Origin of the sequence: Agrobacterium sp. RC10-4-1, assembly GCF_014138475.1 — a bacterium.
In the GTDB taxonomy this organism is placed as follows: domain Bacteria; phylum Pseudomonadota; class Alphaproteobacteria; order Rhizobiales; family Rhizobiaceae; genus Agrobacterium; species Agrobacterium pusense.
The window spans coordinates 294,347-312,607 of sequence record NZ_JACJIT010000004.1; the positions used below are offsets into that span (position 1 = coordinate 294,347).

Genomic DNA, 18,261 nt, shown 5'->3' on the forward strand with positions numbered 1-18,261 from the left:
AAATCGGATCACACAATCAAGCGATGGAGTGTGCATGCGCCTTATCTGCCTGAACGGTTGGGGCGGAAAGCTCCACGACGAACTCGTACCTTATATCTCCCTGTCCGACCCGGATATCTTGTGCCTGCAGGAAGTGGTGCATACGCCCGCTGCCCAAGAGGATTGGTTGACCTATCGTGATCACGGCATCGAGCTTCCGCAGAGAGCGAATTTCCTCCGCGATGTCGCCGATGCCCTGCCGGATCATGTAGCGATATTCTGCCCCGCGGCACAGGGTGATCTCTGGCACGGTACGACTAGATACTTTTCCCAATGGGGACTGGCCACATTCGTTCGCAAGTCCATCACCATCGTTGCCCAGGCACAGGGCTTCGTCCATGGGACCTTTTCTGCGGACGGATATGGCGATCATCCACGGTCACGCACCGGCCATGCCATCAGGGTTTTCGACTTTGCCACCGGACAGCCGGCTGTCATTGCCCATATGCATGGGCTACGCGACCTCGACGGCAAACACGATACCGCCGCCCGCTTGGCGCAGGCAAAACGACTTGTGAACCTCGTCAAGAACATTGCCGAGAATGGCGACCGGGTGATCGTTTGCGGTGATTTTAATGTCCTGCCCGACAGCGAAACCTTTACCGTGTTGAATGAACTCAATCTTGTCGAGCTCGTCACGACCCGCGGTTTCACAGATACCAGAACCTCACATTACGCCAAGCAGAACAGATATGCCGACTACCTGCTTGTCAATCCGGCTGTGAAAGTTGATCATTTCGACGTCGTTAGGCAGCCCGAAGTCTCGGATCATTGCCCGTTGCTGCTTGAATTCAGCTGAAGAACTGGAGATGCTATCCGTAAGCTCTTCAACGCACCAGCTGGATGTCGCTCGTCACCACCGTCTTGCCGGTCCTGCCGTCCTTATCGGTCGTGCGCAGCCGCAAGCCGTTGGCACCGACCTTTTCGATGGTCATGGCGGCAACGCGGTCGCCGTTGATATCGCGGTTCCATCGCACCGTCAGATTGATGGCGTTTCCTTTTCTTGTGCCCGATAGTGCGGACGGCCGACCAGAAGGGCCCGTATAGGCGCCGCTATAGCGCCCGCCCTTCTCCGAGAGATCGGCTGCGATCGCGCGCCTTACCACCAGAAGACCGCGGCAAGTGCCGGACATGTTGAGTGACGATGATCCCGCGTTGGAATTCAGCGTGCAGCTGACGTTAATGGGCGGTGTGCCGATCCGGGTAATTACGGTTCCCTTTCCCGCCCACGTGCCCTTCAGCGAGGAGAGAAATGCGCCCTCGTCCGCGTAAGCAGGCTGGGTTGCGAGCAATCCGACCGAAAATAAAACTGCAAGAGCCTTGATCTTCATCGCGATTATCCGTTTTTCCACGAAGCCTAACTCACAAATGCCGTTAAACGTTCCTCCAGCTAATCCCGCAACGGGCAAAAATATCGGAACATCCCTGCTGATGTCGTGCCAATGCAACCAAATGCGGGCACAGATGTTTCCGCCAACCTCGATCAATTTTTCGATTCCCTGCATATTTCTCGGAGTATTTTCATGACGACTGTAGGCGTTGCGGCACCACACGGCCGCCTTCCTTCCGGCGGCCTGCCGCATAGCGGTGGCATCTCGGATCGCACGCTTTTTGCCCTCGCTGCACTGAATTTCTTTCTCGCCGACGCCCGCGACGGTCTCGGGCCGTTTCTGGATGCATTTCTGGCGACACGGGGCTGGTCTTCGATCTCGCTGGGCATGATCGCCACGGTCGGCGGCCTTGTGGGTCTGCTCGCCACGCCGCTTTGTGGCGCCCTGGTAGATGGAACGACGTGGAAAAGGACGCTGATTGCCATACCCGTCGTCCTCGTGACCATCGGCGCGCTGATCACCTTGATCTTTCCCGATGTTTGGATCGTCTGGACCGGCCAGATCATGACGGCCGTCGTCGGCGCCGTGGTCGGCCCGGCGCTTGCCGGCCTCACGCTCGGCCTTGTCGGCGAGCGCCTGTTTTCCCATCAGATTTCGCGCAACGAGTTCTGGAACCACGGCGGCAATTTCGCATCGCTCTTCGCGACTTATGTCGTCGTCACTTTCTTCGGCATGGACGGCATCATCGGCCTGATGCTGCTGACCGCTGCGGGTGCTCTGGTCGCGACGGCGGCCATCGACCCCGAACGCATCGACCACAAGGTGGCGCGCGGCCTTGGCGAAGACAGGGGCGAACCCGGTCCATCCGGCATCGCGGTCTTGCTGCAGGAACGCGGACTTATCTTTCTGGCCATCATCCTGCTCGTCTTCCACTTCGGCAACGCGCCGATGGGCCGGTTGATCGCGCAGGATTTCGCCATCGAACTTCAGACACCCTTCCGCACCACTGCGATCATTACCGGCGTCGCGCAATTTGCAATGATTTTCGTCGCCGCCATGGCCCCTTGGCTGATACGACGTTTCGGTCTCTCAACCGTCTTTATCATCGCGCTCGTCGCACTGCCGATCCGCGGCGTTCTCGCTTCCGCCTTTACGGACTTCTGGGTCATTTTCCCCGTCCAGTTTCTGGACGGTGTCGGAGCGGGGCTGCTCGGTATAGTCACGCCGGTTGCGGTGGAGAGAATTTTGAAGGGCACGGGCCGCTTTAATGTCGGTCTTGCCAGCGTCATGATGGTTCAAGGCATCGGCGCGTCATTCAGCAATGTCGTCGCAGGTTGGCTGGTGACGAAGGGCGGTTATTCACTGTCGCACCTTGTCGGCGGCGGCATTGCGGCAATCGCCATCGGGCTTTTCCTGCTCTATCGCAACGAGATAGCGCCTAAACAGAATAATGATGGCCTGTCTCAAGGAAGGCAGTAACGGCGCAAACATAAAAGGAGGCCATCTGGCCTCCTTTTATGTCGTAGACCGTGTTCCGTCAGCCGACGAAAGCGCGTTCGATCACGAATTCGGCAGGCTTGTTGTTGGCGCCTTCGGTAAGACCGGCATTCTCAAGCAGTTCCTTGGTATCCTTGAGCATCGCCGAGGAACCGCAGATCATGCCGCGGTCAATGGCCGGATCGAGCGCTGGTACGCCGAGATCGGAAAACAGCTTGCCGTTTTCGATCAGCGTGGTGATGCGGCCCTGGAAAGGATAATCTTCGCGGGTCACCGTGGCATAATGCTTGAGCTTGTCGCCGACAATCTCGCTGAGGAACTCGTGGTTCTTGATTTCCTCGACCAGATCGAAACCGTATTTCAGTTCGGCCACATCGCGGCAGGTATGGGTGAGGATGACCTCTTCGAACTTCTCATAGGTCTCGGGATCGCGGATCAGGCTCGCGAAAGGCGCAATGCCGGTGCCGGTGGAGAACATGTAAAGCCGTCGGCCGGGCGTTAGCGCATCGAGAACCAGCGTGCCTGTCGGCTTCTTGCGCATCAAAACGGTATCGCCAGGCTTTATCGCCTGAAGATGGGAGGTCAGCGGGCCATCCGGGACCTTGATCGAGAAAAATTCCAACTCCTCGTCCCAGGCGGGGCTGGCGATGGAATAGGCGCGATAGATCGGCTTGTCGCCGACCATCAGGCCGATCATGGCGAATTCGCCGGAACGAAAACGGAAGCCGGCCGGACGCGTCATGCGGAAACGGAACAGATGATCCGTATAATGTTCCACCGACAAAACCGTCTCGGCATAAACACCATCGGGTATCTTGATCGCGAAATCTTCCGTCTTGGCTGGCGCGTTCATTTAGGTTCCGTCCATTCTATTCGATGAGCGACATTCTCCGACCGGGCAATTATACCATTTCTGCTCCGGTTTGAAGGCATGAGAATGTCAATACTGCCATGTGCGTAGGAAATATGTATCAGAAACTCATATTTCCGTGCAACGTGTCACAGAGACGCACGCCGACGCCAGCTATAGGCCTCGCCGTCGCTCGCAGGCCTGGCCGTCGGCTGGTAATAGACCGGAATTTCCGGCAGGCGATTTTCGGACAGGCGGCGGATCGCCGTACCATTCGTCACCGCAAAGCTTGTGAAGCCGGTACGCAGCATGAGCGGCACCTGATCGATCAGCACGTCGCCAATCGCCCTCACCTCGCCTGTGAAACCGAGGCGGCTGCGCAGCAGCGACGCGTGGCTAAAACCACGGCCGTCGTTGAAAGCCGGGAAACTCACCGCGACAAGCTCGATACGGTCAAGATAAGGTTCCAGCCGGGTCACATCATCGGCCGGCGCAATCAGCACCCCGAGACCGATATCGTTGCTTTCGGCCGCACGAACCAGAAAATCGGCAAGCGGCAGCACGGACTTCTGCTCAGCCACCGCTTTTAATTCTTCCGTTTCGATCACCCAGGGATCGTTCTCCACGAAGCCGTCGCGGGTCCAGATTTTCGTCATGACATTCTCCTCAGGCGGCTTCGGCGGCGGAACCGTAGAGCGCATCCTTGAACGGTTGCGGCCCGACGCGGCGATAGGCTTCAAGGAAATTCTCTTCCTTTGAAAGGCGAAGCCCGAGATAGGTGTCGACGATGGTCTCAACCGCGTCGGTCACCTTTTCCGGTTCGAAGCCGCGACCGATGATCTCACCGATCGAGGTGTTTTCGTCACCCGATCCGCCAAGCGTGATCTGGTAGAGTTCCGCACCCTTCTTTTCCACGCCCAGCAGCCCGATATGACCGACATGGTGGTGGCCGCAGGCATTGATACAGCCGGAAATCTTGATCTTCAGCTCACCAATTTCCGCCTGACGCTCCGCCGAACCGAAGCGGGTGGAAATTTCCTGCGCCACCGGAATGGAGCGTGCATTGGCAAGCGCGCAATAATCCAGCCCGGGACAGGCAATGATATCGGTGATGAGCCCGGCATTGGCGGTCGCAAGACCCGCGCCTACAAGTGCACGATAGACCGGCTCGAGGTCAGCCAGCGCCACATGCGGCAGGATGATGTTCTGCTCGTGGCTGATGCGGATTTCGTCGAAGGCATATTCCGCAGCAATATCGGCGACCAGCTCCATCTGCTCATCCGTCGCGTCGCCCGGAATGCCACCGATCGGCTTCAGCGAGATCGTTACCATGCCGTAGTCCGGATGCTTGTGCGGGGCGACGTTCTGCTCCACAAAACGGGCAAAACCCTCGTCGGCCCGCTTCCAGCGCGCCAGGCTTTCCCAGCCTTCCGGCCGGTCCTTCAGCGCCGGCGGCGCGAAATAGGCGGTGATGGCGGCGATATCGGCATCCGGCAGCTTCAATTCGGAGTTCTTGAGTTCCGCAAATTCGACCTCGACCTGACGGGCCAGTTCTTCCGCACCCGTCTCATGCACGAGGATCTTGATGCGCGCCTTGTATTTGTTGTCACGACGGCCATGCAGGTTATAAACCCGCATCACGGCCGTGGTATAGGACAGGAGATCTTCTTCCGGCAGGAAGTCGCGGATCTTCTTGGCGATCATCGGCGTGCGCCCCTGTCCACCACCGACATAAACGGCAAAGCCGATCTCGCCCTTGTCGTTCTTTTTCAGATGCAGGCCGATATCGTGAACCTGAATGGCCGCACGATCGCGTTCGGCACCCGTCACTGCAATCTTGAACTTGCGCGGCAGGAACGAAAATTCCGGATGCACGGAAGACCATTGACGCAGGATCTCGGCATAAGGACGCGGATCAGCAACCTCGTCGGCCGCAGCGCCAGCGAAATGATCCGCAGTGACGTTGCGAATGCAGTTGCCAGAGGTCTGCAGCGCGTGCATTTCCACGCTTGCCAGTTCGGAGAGGATATCCGGGGTATCAGAGAGGCGCGGCCAGTTATACTGGATGTTCTGACGGGTGGTGAAATGGCCGTAACCCCGGTCGTATTTACGGGCAATATGCGCCAGCATTCGCATCTGCTTGGAATTCAGCGTACCGTAGGGGATGGCGACGCGCAGCATATAGGCGTGCAGCTGAAGATAGACACCATTCATCAGGCGCAATGGCTTGAATGCGTCCTCGGCCAGCTCACCGGATAGCCGGCGCTCCACCTGATCGCGAAACTGCGCCACGCGGCCTTCAACAAATGCGTGATCGAACTCGTCGTAACGGTACATATTCTTCCTCAGACTGCGATAAATGCTGCATCGGCCGGCTTGTAGCCGGTCGCATAGTGCACGGTCGGGCCGGCGGCGCGAATGCGCTCGCGCAGGCGCGTCGGCCAGAGCTTGCCGTTCTCTTCCACAACGTCAACGATATTCACGTCAACGACCTTGTTGGCGGAAAAATCCCGTTTGCCGATCTCCTCGAACGAGGCGACCGCTTCCGCATGGCGGGCGACGATTGCGCCCTGCAGGTTTTCCGTCCATTCGCCGTTGGCGTCGAGCCAGACGGCAATGCCATCGCTCAGGCGGTTGGCGGTCAAAACCTTGTCAGCCATTTACATACTCCCGTTTGAGGTCCGCCGGCCTTCCGGCAAGCGCAAGCGCCTCGGACCTGTCGAAATTGGCGCCCGCCACCGCATCGCCGATGATGACCATGACAGGACCGGTCAGTTCATCGCGATGTTCAAGGTCGGGCAGATCGTTTAATGTTCCGTGCAGCAGGCGGCGATCCGCGCGGCTGGCGTTTTCGATAACGGCGACGGTGGTTTCCACACCGAGCCCCGCTTCGATAAGCCTTGTGGCCACCGAGGCAGCGACGCTGCGGCCCATATAGACGGCAATGGTCGCACCGGAAACGGCAAGCCGGGCCCAGTCGGGCAGAACATCGCCTGTCAGATCGTGACCGGTGGTGAAAATCAGCGACGAGGCGACACCACGCAGCGTCAGCGGCAGTTCGAAATCCGCAGCGGCGGCGAAGGCCGACGTGATGCCAGGCACGATTTCGTAAGCGATGCCGGCATCGCGCAGCGCTGCCATCTCCTCGCCCGCACGGCCATAAACCAGGGGATCGCCGGATTTGAGGCGTACGACGCGCTTGCCGTCCTTGCCGAGACGCACCAGCAGGCGGTTGATCTCGTCCTGCGACTTGCTATGGCAGCCCTTGCGCTTGCCGACCGATAGCCTCTCGGCGTCGCGACGGCCCATATCGATGATCGCCTGCGGCACCAGCGCATCGTAAACGATGACGTCGGCTTCCATCAGCACGCGCTGCGCGCGCAGCGTCAGAAGATCTTCCGCACCGGGCCCGGCGCCGACAAGCCATACGCGGCCTTCGCTGCGTTCGGGCGACCGCAGAAGACGGTCGACAGCCTCATGGGCGGCCGGAGCGTCGCCGACGGCGACGGCATCCGCAACCGCACCGGAGAAAAATCGCCGCCAGAAATTGCGCCGCAACGCGCCCTTCGGTACGGTTTGTTCCGCTGCACCGCGATACTGCACGGCAAGATGTGCGAGCTTGCCAAGTGAAGGCGGCAGCATCTGGTCTATGCGCGCGCGGATCATCTGCGCGAGCACCGGCCCTGCCCCTTCGGTCCCGATAGCCACCGCGACGGGTGCCCGGGACACAAGCGCCGGCGTGAAGAAATCGCAGAATTCCGGCTGGTCCACCGCATTGGCGGGGATTTTCCGGGAACGCGCGGCAGCAACGATGTCCCTGTCCAGAACAGCCTCGCCAGTTGCAGCAAAAACCAGGGTCGCACCGTCGATCAGATGGCTGGCAAAAGCATGAGGCCGATGATCGATGCCGTGTTCGCGGAGATAAGTTGCGTAGTCAGCCTCCGGCTCGTCGGCATAGGCAATGATATGCGCATTGGTATTGGCAAGAAGCCTGACCTTTGCGAAGGCCTCATCGCCATTTCCGAAGACCGCAACCTGCCTGCCCTCAACCCGGAAGAATGCGGGGAAGGTTGAAAGGCGATCGCCGACAGCGGAAAAATCATGTTCGTTGTGCATTGGACATATATCCCGCATCGCGGCGCAAGATTGAAGAAACAGAAATTCAAGCCTTTCCGGCACCTGGATTTTTATTTCTCGAACACCCCGGTTTTGGAGGAAAACAAACCGGCCTCTGTTTCCCGCACGCCTGGAGGCTTCCAAGCGCAGCGCGAATCCCTTGACAAACCCGGCCCCCGCGCCGAACAAGGGAAGACAATTTGCCATCTGTTTTCCATGCGAAGACCGCTTTATACAAGCGGCAAGAAGGACCGCCCCCTTGACCAGCCAGCCACTTTCCGCCCGCCTTCTTGATGTCATCGAACACGATATTCTGCCATTGACGGCGCGTGGTGTCAGCCTTGGCAACAAGGTTTTCGGCGCGGCAATCCTGCGTAAGTCCGACCTGTCGCTGGTGGTTGCGGAAACCAACAACGAGCTGGAAAATCCGCTCTGGCACGGCGAGGTGCATACGCTGAAGCGGTTTTACGAACTGGGCGAAAAACAGAATACGAAGGACCTGATTTTCCTCTCCACCCACGAACCCTGCACCATGTGCATGTCCGCCATCACCTGGGCCGGTTTCGACAATTTCTACTCCTTCTTCAGCCACGAGGATTCGCGCGACGCTTTCGCGATCCCGCATGATCTAAAAATTCTGAAGGAAGTCTTCGGGTTGGAGCCGGGCGGCTATCGCCGCAACAACGCTTTCTGGAACTCGTATTTCATCACCGATCTGGTGGAAGCCGAGGAGGATCCGCTGAAGAGCACGTTGAAGGCGCAGACCGCCCGCATCAAGGCGGCCTATGACGATCTGTCCACCAGCTATCAGTCGTCGAAGGGCGGCAACGATATTCCTCTGAATTAAGCGCGGAACTGGACGGCCGGACCGGCATAAACACAAGCGAAGGTTTGAGCATATGGAAGCCTCGAAGGACATTTCCCGCCTGATCGAGATCATGGAAGCCCTGCGCCAGCCGGAAACCGGTTGCCCGTGGGATGTCGTCCAGACCTTCGAGACGATCAAGCCCTATACGATTGAAGAGGCTTATGAAGTCGCCGACGCCATCGAGCGCAGGGACATGGACGATCTTTGCGACGAACTGGGCGATCTTCTGTTGCAGGTCGTCTTTCATGCACGTATCGCAGAAGAGCGCGGTGAGTTTGCCTTCGGCGATGTGGTGCATGCCGTCACCTCGAAAATGATCCGCCGACACCCGCATGTCTTTGCCGCCTCCGAGGCCGATACGCCCGACAGCGTCAAGCTGCAGTGGGACCGGATCAAGGCCGAGGAAAAACGCGAGCGCGCAGCGCGCCGTGCGCGCCGGGGCATGACGGAGGATTTCAAGGCCGGCTTCCTCGGCGGCGTGCAACGCAGCCAGCCGGCGCTGACCGAAGCGCTCAAACTGCAGGAGCAGGCGGCGCGCGTCGGTTTCGACTGGTCGGACCCCGCCCCCATTCTCGACAAGATCGAAGAAGAAATCGCCGAACTGCGCGAAGCGCTGGAGGAAGGAAGGCCTGAAAAGGTCTCAGACGAACTGGGCGACCTGATCTTCGCCCTGGTCAATATCGGCCGTCACGTCAAGGCCGATCCGGAAAACGCGCTGCGCGGCACCAACACGAAATTTCGCAGGCGCTTCAACCACATCGAAAAGTCGCTCGGCGAAAATGGCGAGACGCTGGAGGAAGCAAGCCTCGAGAGGATGGAAGACCTCTGGCAAGCGGCAAAGCGCATCGAACGCTCGCTCGATAAGGTCACGTCCTGAGCGGCGGGACGCCTCGCGGCTCGAGCGCCGGTTTTCTCCGCCCGCAGCCGAGCTGCATCATCGAAGAAGAATGGAAACAGTCGAGGGCCGCATGATGCGGCCCCTGCTTTTGCTCAGACGCTCTTATTCGCCGCCGCCCAGCGAGTGCACGAAGATCGCAAGCTGCTTGACCGTCGTGTCACCGAGGCGCTCACCCCAGGCGGGCATGACGCCATGCTTGGGAGAGCGTATCTGCGAAACGATCCCCTCTTCGCCATGAGATTTCAGCCAGATGGCGTCGGCAAGATTGGGTGCACCGAATTCGCGGTTGCCCTTGGCATCTTCCCCATGGCAAGAGGCACAATTGTCGGCAAACAGCTGCCTTCCGGGTTCCACCAGCACCGGGTTGGAAGGCGTTCCCGTCAGGCTGAACACATAAGCGGCAACCTGACGAATTTCATCCGGCTGTAGTATATCGCCAAAGGCCGGCATTTCCGAAGCACGTGTGTCTGGATCATCCTGAAAGCGGATGCCGTGCTTCACCGTCGTATAGATATCATCGACGCTGCCGCCCCACATCCAGTCGTCGTCATTGAGGTTGGGATAACCCTGCCCGCCCGCCGCGCCAGAACCGTGACACTGAATGCAATTGACCTTGAAAGCGGCAGCACCGCCCGAAAGGGCAAATTGCATCAGCGTCGGGTCCGCCTGGATGTCGGCAAGCGACGAGTTGCCGATCTTGTCGACATAGATGCTCTGAGACTGTCTGGCATCGGCCAGATCCGCGGCGATTTCGGCACGGCTGTTCCAGCCGAGGACGCCCTGGGTTGCACCTGAAATCAGCGGCCATGCCGGAAAAGCGATGGTGTAGCCGATGGCCCAGACAATCGTGGCGTAGAATGTCCACACCCACCAGCGAGGCATGGGGTTGTTCAATTCGCGAATACCGTCCCACTCGTGGCCGGTGGTTTCGACGCCACTGATTTTATCGATGTGTTTTTCGGACATGTTCAGTCCTCCCTGAGCGGAATGCTGGCCGCATCGTCCGCGGCCCTTTTCGAGCCTGGGCGAAGCGTGAAGATGACGACGCCGGCGAAGAACAGGGTCATGGCAAGCAGGCCCCAGCTATCGGCGAAGTGGCGCATGGCCGTGTAGGTTTCCATCGTTCCGCCTCCTCACCGGTAACCGGCGGCATCGTCATAGGTCGAGAAATCGACCAGCGTGCCGAGCATCTGGAGATAAGCGACCAGCGCATCCATTTCCGTGAGCTTTGCCGGATCGCCGTCGAAATCGCCGACCTTGGCCTTGGGATAGCGCGCCAGCAGTTCCGACGAATCCGCATTCGGGTCCGCCTGGGCGGCGAGATCGGCCGCGGATTTCTCGATCATCTCGTCGCTATAGGGCACACCGACAGCACGGTTGGCCTTCAGCTCCATGGAGATGTCAGTGATCTTGAGCGGCGTTGTCTTGAGGAAGGCATAGGACGGCATGATCGATTCCGGCACCACCGAGCGTGGATCAGCCAGATGCTGCACGTGCCACTCGTTCGAATAACGGTCACCCACGCGCGCCAGGTCAGGCCCGGTGCGCTTCGAACCCCACTGGAACGGATGGTCGTACATGGATTCCGCCGCCAGGCTGTAATGCCCGTAACGTTCCACCTCGTCGCGGAACGGACGGATCATCTGGCTGTGGCAGACATAACATCCCTCGCGAATGTAGATGTTGCGCCCGGCCAGTTCCAGCGGCGTGTAGGGCCGCATGCCTTCCACCTTCTCGATGGTGTTTTCGAGGTAGAAGAGCGGTGCGATTTCAACGATACCGCCGATCGAGACCACCAGCAGCGAGCCGACCAGAAGCAGGGTGGCGTTACGTTCGATGACGCCGTGTTTGTCGAGTATGGACATCGGCCCCTCCTATTCAGCGGGCTGCAGCGAAGGAGCCGCGCCTTTGCTGGCGCCCTCCTCGCGTTGATGACCGAGGATGGTCATGGTGACGTTGTAGGCCATGATCAGCGCGCCGCTGAGGAACATCAGGCCGCCCAGTGCACGCATCACATAATAGGGGAACAGCGCTGCCACCGATTCCGCGAAGGAATAGACAAGGAAGCCCTGGCTATCATATTCGCGCCACATCAGCGCCTGCTGGATGCCGGCCACCCACATGACGGCGGCGTAGATGACGATGCCGAGCGTGGCGAGCCAGAAGTGCCAGTTCACGAGTTGCAGGCTGTATAGACGGTCCCTGCCCCACAGCTTGGGCGTCAGATAATAGATCGCGCCGAAGGTGATCATGCCGTTCCAGCCGAGCGCGCCCGAATGCACATGGCCGATGGTCCAGTCGGTATAGTGGCTGAGCGAGTTGACGGCCTTGATCGACATCATCGGGCCTTCGAAGGTGGCCATGCCATAGAAGGCAACCGCCATCACCATCATGCGCACGATGGGATCGGTACGGATCTTGTCCCAGGCGCCCGAAAGCGTCATCAGGCCGTTGATCATGCCGCCCCAAGATGGCATCCACAGCATGATCGAGAACACCATGCCAAGCGTCTGCGCCCAGTCCGGAAGTGCCGTGTAATGCAGGTGGTGCGGGCCTGCCCAGATATACATGAAGATCAGCGCCCAGAAGTGGATGATCGACAGGCGGTAGGAATAAACCGGGCGGTTCACCTGCTTCGGAATGAAGTAATACATCATGCCGAGGAAGCCGGCCGTCAGGAAGAAGCCGACGGCGTTATGGCCATACCACCATTGCGTCAGCGCGTCCTGCACGCCCGAAAAGGCGGAGTAGCTCTTGACGCCGAGAAAAGAGACTGGAATGGCGAGGTTGTTGACGATGTGCAGCATGGCAATAGTCACGATGAAGCTCAGGTAGAACCAGTTCGCCACATAGATATGCGGCTCCTTGCGCGTCAGGATCGTGCCGAGGAACGTGATGAGATAGGCAACCCAGACGATCGTCAGCCAGATATCGACATACCATTCCGGCTCCGCATATTCGCGTCCCTGCGTTATGCCGAGCAGATAGCCGGTGGCGGCCATGACGATGAAGAGGTTGTAGCCCCAGAACACGAACCAGCCGAGATCGCCGCCGAACAGGCGTGCCCGACAGGTTCTCTGCACCACGTAGAACGAGGTGGCGATCAGCGCATTTCCCCCGAAAGCGAAGATCACCGCCGACGTGTGCAGCGGCCTTACACGGCCGAAATTGAAATAGGGTGCGATGTTGAGATCCGGAAAAGCAAGCTGCAGCGCCACCACGACGCCGACCAGGAAGCCGACGACGCCCCAGAAGACGGTGGCGATGACACCGTATCGTACGACTCCGTCGAAATATTCCGACTTGCGCCGGGCCCGCGCGGCCGGATCGACGGGCGCAAAGGAGACACGGCGCAACAGAAGCACCGTGCTGACCAGCAGCGTAAAGAACAGCACCCACATATGGGCGGCGAAAAGATTGTCATGGGCGAATGCCGCCCCGAGCAACGCGAGAAAGGCCCCAAGGGCCACGATCGCGGTTTCCAGTGTGTAGTTCATTGTTGGTTTCCCCCAACGTGCAAGCCGACCGACGAAAGGCACTGCATGCGCCTGGGAGAGCGGACGTGCGCCTTTGCGTCGGTTGGAGCATTGCCACCGGGAATGGGAAGCGACCTTGATCCAGATCAAGAAAGCAAAGCTGCCGCAGCCTCGCCAAAATGCGGCTCGCATTTACAAGGGAAATTTGCCTCTAAGCTGGAGTGCGGCGCTGTCGACCGCGCTTTCGCGGGTGCCGCTTCAGCCCTTCATTTTCAGGGGCAACCCGGCGGCGACGAAAAAGACCTCACCGGCAATGGCGGCGATTCGCTGATGCAGCCGCCCCGCATGATCCCGGAATTCCCGCGCCATCCGATTTTCCGGCACGATGCCGAGACCGACTTCATTGGAGACGAAAATCAGCTTCGCCCGAGCCGACAGGATCGCCGCCTCAAGTGCCGCGAAGGCAGCATCGAAATCCGCATTTTCCATCATCAGATTGGTAAGCCACAAAGTGAGGCAATCGACGAGAACGACATTGTCCGGCCGGTCCAGCCGCTCCAGCATGGCGGCGATATCGACGGGCGCTTCATGGGTGGTCCATTCGCCGCCACGCCGCGCCTGATGATGGGCGATCCGGTCACGCATCTCGTCATCCCAAGCCCGGCCGGTGGCCAGATAATGCAGGTTTCCGCCCGCCTTTATGGCAAGCTCTTCCGCAAAACGCGATTTGCCGGAGCGCGCGCCGCCAAGAATGAAAACGGAGCGGTTATTATCTGTCATGGGAAACCTGAAGGAAGAAAATAAACGGACCGGCATCTTCGCCGGGTCGCGAGCCAGTGACAGGCGGACATGAAGGGAACGATTCGTAGAAAAGGCGTCCCCCGGTTGCTCACGCCGGACTGCCGCTGATACCGGGCCGGAAAAACAAGACCTGCCTGCAGGATGCGGGGCATATCAGTCTTGATGCTCCGGATACCGGAAACACCGGTCCGGAAGAAAAGCTAGGTGCGAACGTCCATCCTGTCAATCCGTCCCTGCCGTTGGTGAAAAACCAGGCGGAACCGGTACGCAAAACCTTAACCCGGAACCGGCAGACCTGTCGTCCGCGACAGGACTGATAAAGCGACTTGGTTACCGGAAAGTTAGCGTTAAACCGAATGATGAAACCGCAACGCCAAAAGAGAATATGGGAGTGACGTCAGCCGCCGCCATTGCCTTGCCATGGCCTTCAAATCAATATGGTTTCGAAGATTCGCAAACAGCAAGGTGGCCTGCCCGTAATGACCGTCATCGACTATATCGCGATTGTCGTTTTCATCCTTCTATGGGCCGCCTACACCCATGTGACGACGGGAACGAGGCTGTTTTCGCGCGCCAGCCTCAACCAGGCCATGGCCGAGCGCCGTCGCGACTGGATCATGAATTCGCTGAAGCGCGACCTGAAGATGATCGACACACAGATCATGGCCGGCCTGCAGAACGGAACCGCCTTTTTCGCTTCCACCTCCATCTTCGCCATCGGCGGATGTTTTGCCCTTCTGGGGGCGACCGAGCAGGTCGAGTCGGTGTTTCGCGACATGCCTTTCGTGCATTATGCCGGTCGCACGGCTTTTGAACTGAAGGTCATCGGGCTCACCTGTCTCTTCGGTTACTCCTTCTTCAAATTCGGCTGGTCCTACCGGCTGTTCAACTATTGCACCATCCTCTTCGGCGCCATTCCCATGGTGCACGACGTCGGCGCCGACCGCGAGGCGGCGGAACGCGCGGCCGAGAACGTCATCAAGATGAACATCATCGCCGCCAAGAACTTCAATGACGGCCTGCGGACCATCTTTCTGTCCATCGGTTATCTCGGCTGGTTCATCAGCCCCTATGTCTTCATCGCCAGCACGGTCATCATCATTGTCGCGCTCTTGCGCCGCCAGTTCTTTTCCGAGGCGCGACTCGCCATCATGGAAGAAAACAGGCCTTGAAATAGCCGCACTTCAAGGGCCAAGCCGAGCAAGACACCGGCCTTACCGAAAGCTGAAACACGGAAACCATGGACACAAACACAGTCTCCGACGAAAACCGCCGTAAAGGCCGCATAGGCGGCCTCGACACGCTCCGCGGGCTGGCCCTCATCGCCATGGCGTCCTACCACTTCACGTGGAATCTGGAATATTTCGGTTATCTCGAACCAGGCACGGCAACCACGGGCCTCTGGAAGCTGTACGCACGCGGCATCGCCACGTCATTTCTGTTCCTTGCGGGTTTCAGCCTGTTTCTCGCCCACGGCAAGGGCGTGAACTGGCCATCCTTCGGCAAGCGTTTCGCCATGGTGGCCGGTTCGGCGCTGCTCATCACCATCGCCACCTATTTTGCCTTTCCGGACAGCTTCATCTTCTTCGGCATACTGCATAATATTGCCGCCGCAAGCCTCGTGGGACTGTTGTTCCTCAGGGCACCCGCAGCCGTGACACTGCTTTTCGCTGTGATTGCTTTTATACTGCCGCAATATCTGCAATCCGAACTGTTCGATGCAAAATGGCTGGCCTGGATCGGCTTTTCCACCCAGCCACCCCGTTCGAATGATTATGTCCCGCTGCTGCCATGGCTTGCGCCGTTCCTCGCCGGGCTTGCGGTCTCGCAATTCGTCACGCCGCGCGGCTGGCTCGACCGCTTTCGAAGCCCGAGTTCACCTCGCAACCTTCTTGCAAGCGCCGGCCGTCACAGCCTTGCCTTCTATCTCATCCACCAGCCAGTATTAATCGGGCTTGTTTACACCCTCTCGCTCGTCGCCCCACCCCCGCCTGTCGATCAGGTCGAACTATACAAATCAAGCTGCGAAAAAAGCTGCGTCGAACAGGCGAACGGGCTGGAGCTGTGCCAGCGCTTCTGCGGCTGCACGCTGGAGAAGCTCCAGGCGGAAAGCCTTTTCGACATCATGATGGAAGGCAAGCTGACCGCGGATCAGCAGACGAAGGTCAGCGAAGTGGCACAGCAGTGCACTGTTGAGGCGCAGTAGCGCAGGCAGCCAGAGCGTCAGCGGTCGCCGTCTTTTCTCCCCCTTTCCGGGGAGAAGGTGGCCCGAAGGGTCGGATCAGGGGGCGAACGTCGGTGATAAATCGAGATCATGTCCCACATCCCGCTGCCGCGACATTCTCGTCGGCGGGGCAAGCCGAACCCGCTCGTTTCATATGAAGTAAAGCGGAGAGTCTTGGAGCCGTTCCCGACAGTTGCGTCAACGGAATATGCGATACCGCTAAAAAGCAGTGCTCAGGTCCCGACGCCGATTTCGGCAAGACGCGTCAGACAGGCCTCTTCGACATTGTCGAGCTCCGCCAGCGTCTCCTCGATATCCTTGCGCTTCTGCCGAAGATCAGCGCGCTTTTCATCGACCTTCTTCATCAGGAGCACAAGCTGGCCCGATTCCCCCGGCGGCTCCTTGTAGACCTGAATGATCTCGCGGATTTCGGCTATCGTGAAACCAATACGGCGACCGCGCAGGATTTCCTGAATGAGACGGCGGTCCGCTGCACGGAAAAGCCTGGTGCGCCCGCGCCGCTCAGGATGGATCAACCCTTCATCCTCATAGAATCTGAGTGTGCGGGTGGAAACACCGAATTCTCGGGTCAGTTCGGTTATGCTATAATATTTGTTCACGGGCCTATCCGATTCCTAACCGGATCATTATTATTTGACCTTCACGTAAAAGTCAATTTTATGGCCGCCCTCGCCTATCCCGAAATTCCGTACCACCAGGTCGCTATTCCCAGGAAGGCAAAAAACCCGACAATGTCCGTTACCGCCGTTACGAAGACGGCGGATGAGACGGCAGGGTCAGCTCCGAACTTGTCGAGGACGAGCGGAATAAGAATTCCCGCCAGGGCCGCCGCGAGCATGTTGAGACACATGGCCGTGGCGATGATGCCGCCAATATGGATGTCCTGAAACCATAGCGCCGCGACAACACCGATGGCGCAGCCGAACAGCATGCCGTTCAGAATGCCCACCCCCGCCTCGCGCCGAATAATGCGGGCGGCATTGTTAATATCGAGGCTTTTGGTGGCGAGCGCGCGCACCGATACCGTCATGGTCTGCGATCCGGCGTTGCCGCCCATGCCGGCAACCGCAGGCATCAGGATCGCCAGCGCGACGATCTGCTGGATCGTCGCATCGAACAGGCTGATGACGGAAGCGGACAGAAAGGCAGTGATGAGATTGACGGCGAGCCACGGAACGCGGGAACGGGACGTGCTGGCGATGGAGTCCGACAGCTCTTCGTCACCCACACCGCCGAGACGCAGAAGGTCTTCCTCGGCCTCTTCCTGGATGACGTCGACCACGTCATCGATGGTCAGCACGCCGACCAGCCGGCCGTTATTGTCCACCACGGCGGCGGACAGAAGGTCGTATTGCTCGAAGAGCTGCGCTGCTTCTTCCTGGTCCATTTCGGCTGGAATGGAATGGTTTGTCTCGTGCATGATCGTTTCGATCTTCACCTGGCGCTTGGCCCGCAGCACCTTGTCGAGATCGAGCGCGCCGACCAGCTTGAAAGTGGGATCGATGACAAAAATCTGGGTGAAGGAGTCCGGGAGTTCCTCCTCCTCTCGCAGATAATCAATAGTCTGCCCGACAGTCCAGAATGGCGGCACGGCGACGAATTCCGTCTGCATGCGCCGACCGGCCGAGCTCTCAGGATAGTCCAGCGCCCGCATCAACCGCACGCGTTCGGTGAAGGGCAGCTGCGAGAGAATGTCCTTACGATCCTCGTCGTCGAGGTCTTCAAGAATGTAGACGGCGTCGTCCGAATCGAGTTCGCCGATACCGGCAGCGATCTGCTCGTTCGACATCTGATCGACGATATCGAGGCGGATACCTTCATCCACCTCGGTCAGCGCCGTCATATCAAAATCGGAACCGAGCAGCCGCACAAGCGCGTGGCGCTGTTCCGGGAGAATTGATTCAAGCAGGTCTCCGAGTTCGGATTCATGCAGTCGCGCCACATTCTTGCGCAGGAACAAGAGGTCGCGATCGGCGATTGCCGCACCCACCATCGTCAGAAAATCGGAACGCACCGAGCCATCTTCGGCATAAATATCCGACGGGGCATCCAACGGCTTCAATTCATCGGGCGCGACAGCGTCGTCGTCACGGTCTGTCATCTGGCGTCCCCTTGTATTCAAATGCCGCAATGCTCGGAT

20 protein-coding genes are annotated in these 18,261 nt (G+C 59.0%); 7 read left to right on the forward strand and 13 right to left on the reverse strand.

The features are described from left to right. The first annotated feature begins 34 nt into the window (after window positions 1-34). The gene (locus FHW77_RS13070; protein ID WP_004441824.1) at window positions 35-838 is read left to right on the forward strand and encodes an endonuclease/exonuclease/phosphatase family protein; all 804 of its coding nucleotides are present in this window, start codon (window positions 35-37) and stop codon (window positions 836-838) included. Between the two features lie 28 nt (window positions 839-866). Here FHW77_RS13070 and FHW77_RS13075 read toward each other — a convergent pair whose 3' ends face one another. Continuing rightward, on the reverse strand, window positions 867-1,370 hold the full coding sequence (locus FHW77_RS13075) for a hypothetical protein (RefSeq protein ID WP_004441826.1): 504 nt from the start codon (window positions 1,368-1,370) through the stop codon (window positions 867-869). A 192-nt stretch (window positions 1,371-1,562) separates the two neighbouring features. On the opposite strand from FHW77_RS13075, the gene FHW77_RS13080 reads away from it, so the two are divergent. Continuing rightward, window positions 1,563-2,849, forward strand: coding sequence for an MFS transporter (locus tag FHW77_RS13080; protein ID WP_004441829.1), 1,287 nt, complete (start codon window positions 1,563-1,565; stop codon window positions 2,847-2,849). A gap of 58 nt (window positions 2,850-2,907) precedes the next feature. Here FHW77_RS13080 and FHW77_RS13085 read toward each other — a convergent pair whose 3' ends face one another. The 5 genes from FHW77_RS13085 to cysG all read right to left on the reverse strand — a co-directional run bounded on the left by FHW77_RS13085 (window position 2,908) and on the right by cysG (window position 7,833). Next, complete coding sequence (locus FHW77_RS13085; protein ID WP_004441832.1) at window positions 2,908-3,720, reverse strand: ferredoxin--NADP reductase; 813 nt, start codon at window positions 3,718-3,720, stop codon at window positions 2,908-2,910. A gap of 146 nt (window positions 3,721-3,866) precedes the next feature. Further along, window positions 3,867-4,373, reverse strand: a complete 507-nt coding sequence (locus FHW77_RS13090) for a DUF934 domain-containing protein (protein ID WP_004441835.1) — start codon at window positions 4,371-4,373, stop codon at window positions 3,867-3,869. Between the two features lie 10 nt (window positions 4,374-4,383). Next, window positions 4,384-6,054 (reverse strand): nitrite/sulfite reductase, encoded by a 1,671-nt coding sequence (locus tag FHW77_RS13095; protein ID WP_004441837.1) that lies wholly within the window; start codon window positions 6,052-6,054, stop codon window positions 4,384-4,386. Between the two features lie 8 nt (window positions 6,055-6,062). Further along, window positions 6,063-6,377 (reverse strand): DUF2849 domain-containing protein, encoded by a 315-nt coding sequence (locus FHW77_RS13100; RefSeq protein ID WP_004441838.1) that lies wholly within the window; start codon window positions 6,375-6,377, stop codon window positions 6,063-6,065. Next, complete coding sequence (gene cysG / locus FHW77_RS13105; protein WP_004441841.1) at window positions 6,370-7,833, reverse strand: siroheme synthase CysG; 1,464 nt, start codon at window positions 7,831-7,833, stop codon at window positions 6,370-6,372. Before cysG ends, FHW77_RS13100 begins: the two co-directional genes overlap by 8 nt. Between cysG and FHW77_RS13110 the strand changes: the two genes are divergently transcribed. The 3 genes from FHW77_RS13110 to mazG are packed head-to-tail and all read left to right on the forward strand — an operon-like array spanning window position 7,819 to window position 9,578. Further along, the gene (locus FHW77_RS13110) at window positions 7,819-8,127 is read left to right on the forward strand and encodes a hypothetical protein (protein ID WP_022556178.1); all 309 of its coding nucleotides are present in this window, start codon (window positions 7,819-7,821) and stop codon (window positions 8,125-8,127) included. The genes cysG and FHW77_RS13110 overlap by 15 nt on opposite strands. Further along, window positions 8,093-8,680, forward strand: a complete 588-nt coding sequence (locus tag FHW77_RS13115) for a deaminase (protein WP_004441844.1) — start codon at window positions 8,093-8,095, stop codon at window positions 8,678-8,680. The genes FHW77_RS13110 and FHW77_RS13115 overlap by 35 nt, the downstream gene beginning before the upstream one ends. 52 nt (window positions 8,681-8,732) lie before the next feature. Next, window positions 8,733-9,578 carry a nucleoside triphosphate pyrophosphohydrolase gene (mazG, locus tag FHW77_RS13120; RefSeq protein WP_004441847.1) on the forward strand — a complete coding sequence of 282 codons (846 nt, stop codon included), beginning with the start codon at window positions 8,733-8,735 and terminating at the stop codon, window positions 9,576-9,578. A 123-nt stretch (window positions 9,579-9,701) separates the two neighbouring features. On the opposite strand, the gene ccoP is transcribed toward mazG, so the two are convergent. The 5 genes from ccoP to cobU all read right to left on the reverse strand — a co-directional run bounded on the left by ccoP (window position 9,702) and on the right by cobU (window position 13,855). Continuing rightward, window positions 9,702-10,565 (reverse strand): cytochrome-c oxidase, cbb3-type subunit III, encoded by an 864-nt coding sequence (gene ccoP / locus FHW77_RS13125; protein WP_004441850.1) that lies wholly within the window; start codon window positions 10,563-10,565, stop codon window positions 9,702-9,704. Between the two features lie 2 nt (window positions 10,566-10,567). Then, window positions 10,568-10,720, reverse strand: coding sequence for a CcoQ/FixQ family Cbb3-type cytochrome c oxidase assembly chaperone (locus FHW77_RS13130; RefSeq protein ID WP_004441852.1), 153 nt, complete (start codon window positions 10,718-10,720; stop codon window positions 10,568-10,570). A gap of 12 nt (window positions 10,721-10,732) precedes the next feature. Next, window positions 10,733-11,464, reverse strand: a complete 732-nt coding sequence (gene ccoO, locus FHW77_RS13135) for a cytochrome-c oxidase, cbb3-type subunit II (protein WP_003495954.1) — start codon at window positions 11,462-11,464, stop codon at window positions 10,733-10,735. Window positions 11,465-11,473: 9 nt separating this feature from the next. Beyond that, on the reverse strand, window positions 11,474-13,096 hold the full coding sequence (ccoN, locus tag FHW77_RS13140) for a cytochrome-c oxidase, cbb3-type subunit I (protein ID WP_004441856.1): 1,623 nt from the start codon (window positions 13,094-13,096) through the stop codon (window positions 11,474-11,476). A gap of 237 nt (window positions 13,097-13,333) precedes the next feature. Then, window positions 13,334-13,855: a bifunctional adenosylcobinamide kinase/adenosylcobinamide-phosphate guanylyltransferase gene (gene cobU / locus FHW77_RS13145; RefSeq protein WP_004441859.1), complete on the reverse strand. Its 522-nt coding sequence runs from the start codon at window positions 13,853-13,855 to the stop codon at window positions 13,334-13,336. A 500-nt stretch (window positions 13,856-14,355) separates the two neighbouring features. Here cobU and FHW77_RS13150 point away from each other — a divergent pair, with 500 nt between their 5' ends. Both FHW77_RS13150 and FHW77_RS13155 read left to right on the forward strand, forming a co-directional pair. Then, window positions 14,356-15,048 (forward strand): DUF599 domain-containing protein, encoded by a 693-nt coding sequence (locus FHW77_RS13150; protein WP_004441862.1) that lies wholly within the window; start codon window positions 14,356-14,358, stop codon window positions 15,046-15,048. Window positions 15,049-15,116: 68 nt separating this feature from the next. Beyond that, on the forward strand, window positions 15,117-16,082 hold the full coding sequence (locus FHW77_RS13155) for an acetyltransferase domain-containing protein (RefSeq protein WP_064264369.1): 966 nt from the start codon (window positions 15,117-15,119) through the stop codon (window positions 16,080-16,082). A 251-nt stretch (window positions 16,083-16,333) separates the two neighbouring features. Here the strand turns inward: FHW77_RS13155 and FHW77_RS13160 are convergent, their stop codons facing one another. Then, on the reverse strand, window positions 16,334-16,720 hold the full coding sequence (locus FHW77_RS13160; protein WP_004441868.1) for a MerR family transcriptional regulator: 387 nt from the start codon (window positions 16,718-16,720) through the stop codon (window positions 16,334-16,336). Between the two features lie 74 nt (window positions 16,721-16,794). Continuing rightward, entirely contained in the window at window positions 16,795-18,222 is a 1,428-nt protein-coding gene (mgtE, locus tag FHW77_RS13165; RefSeq protein ID WP_004441871.1) for a magnesium transporter, read from the reverse strand. Between the last annotated feature and the right edge of the window lie 39 nt (window positions 18,223-18,261).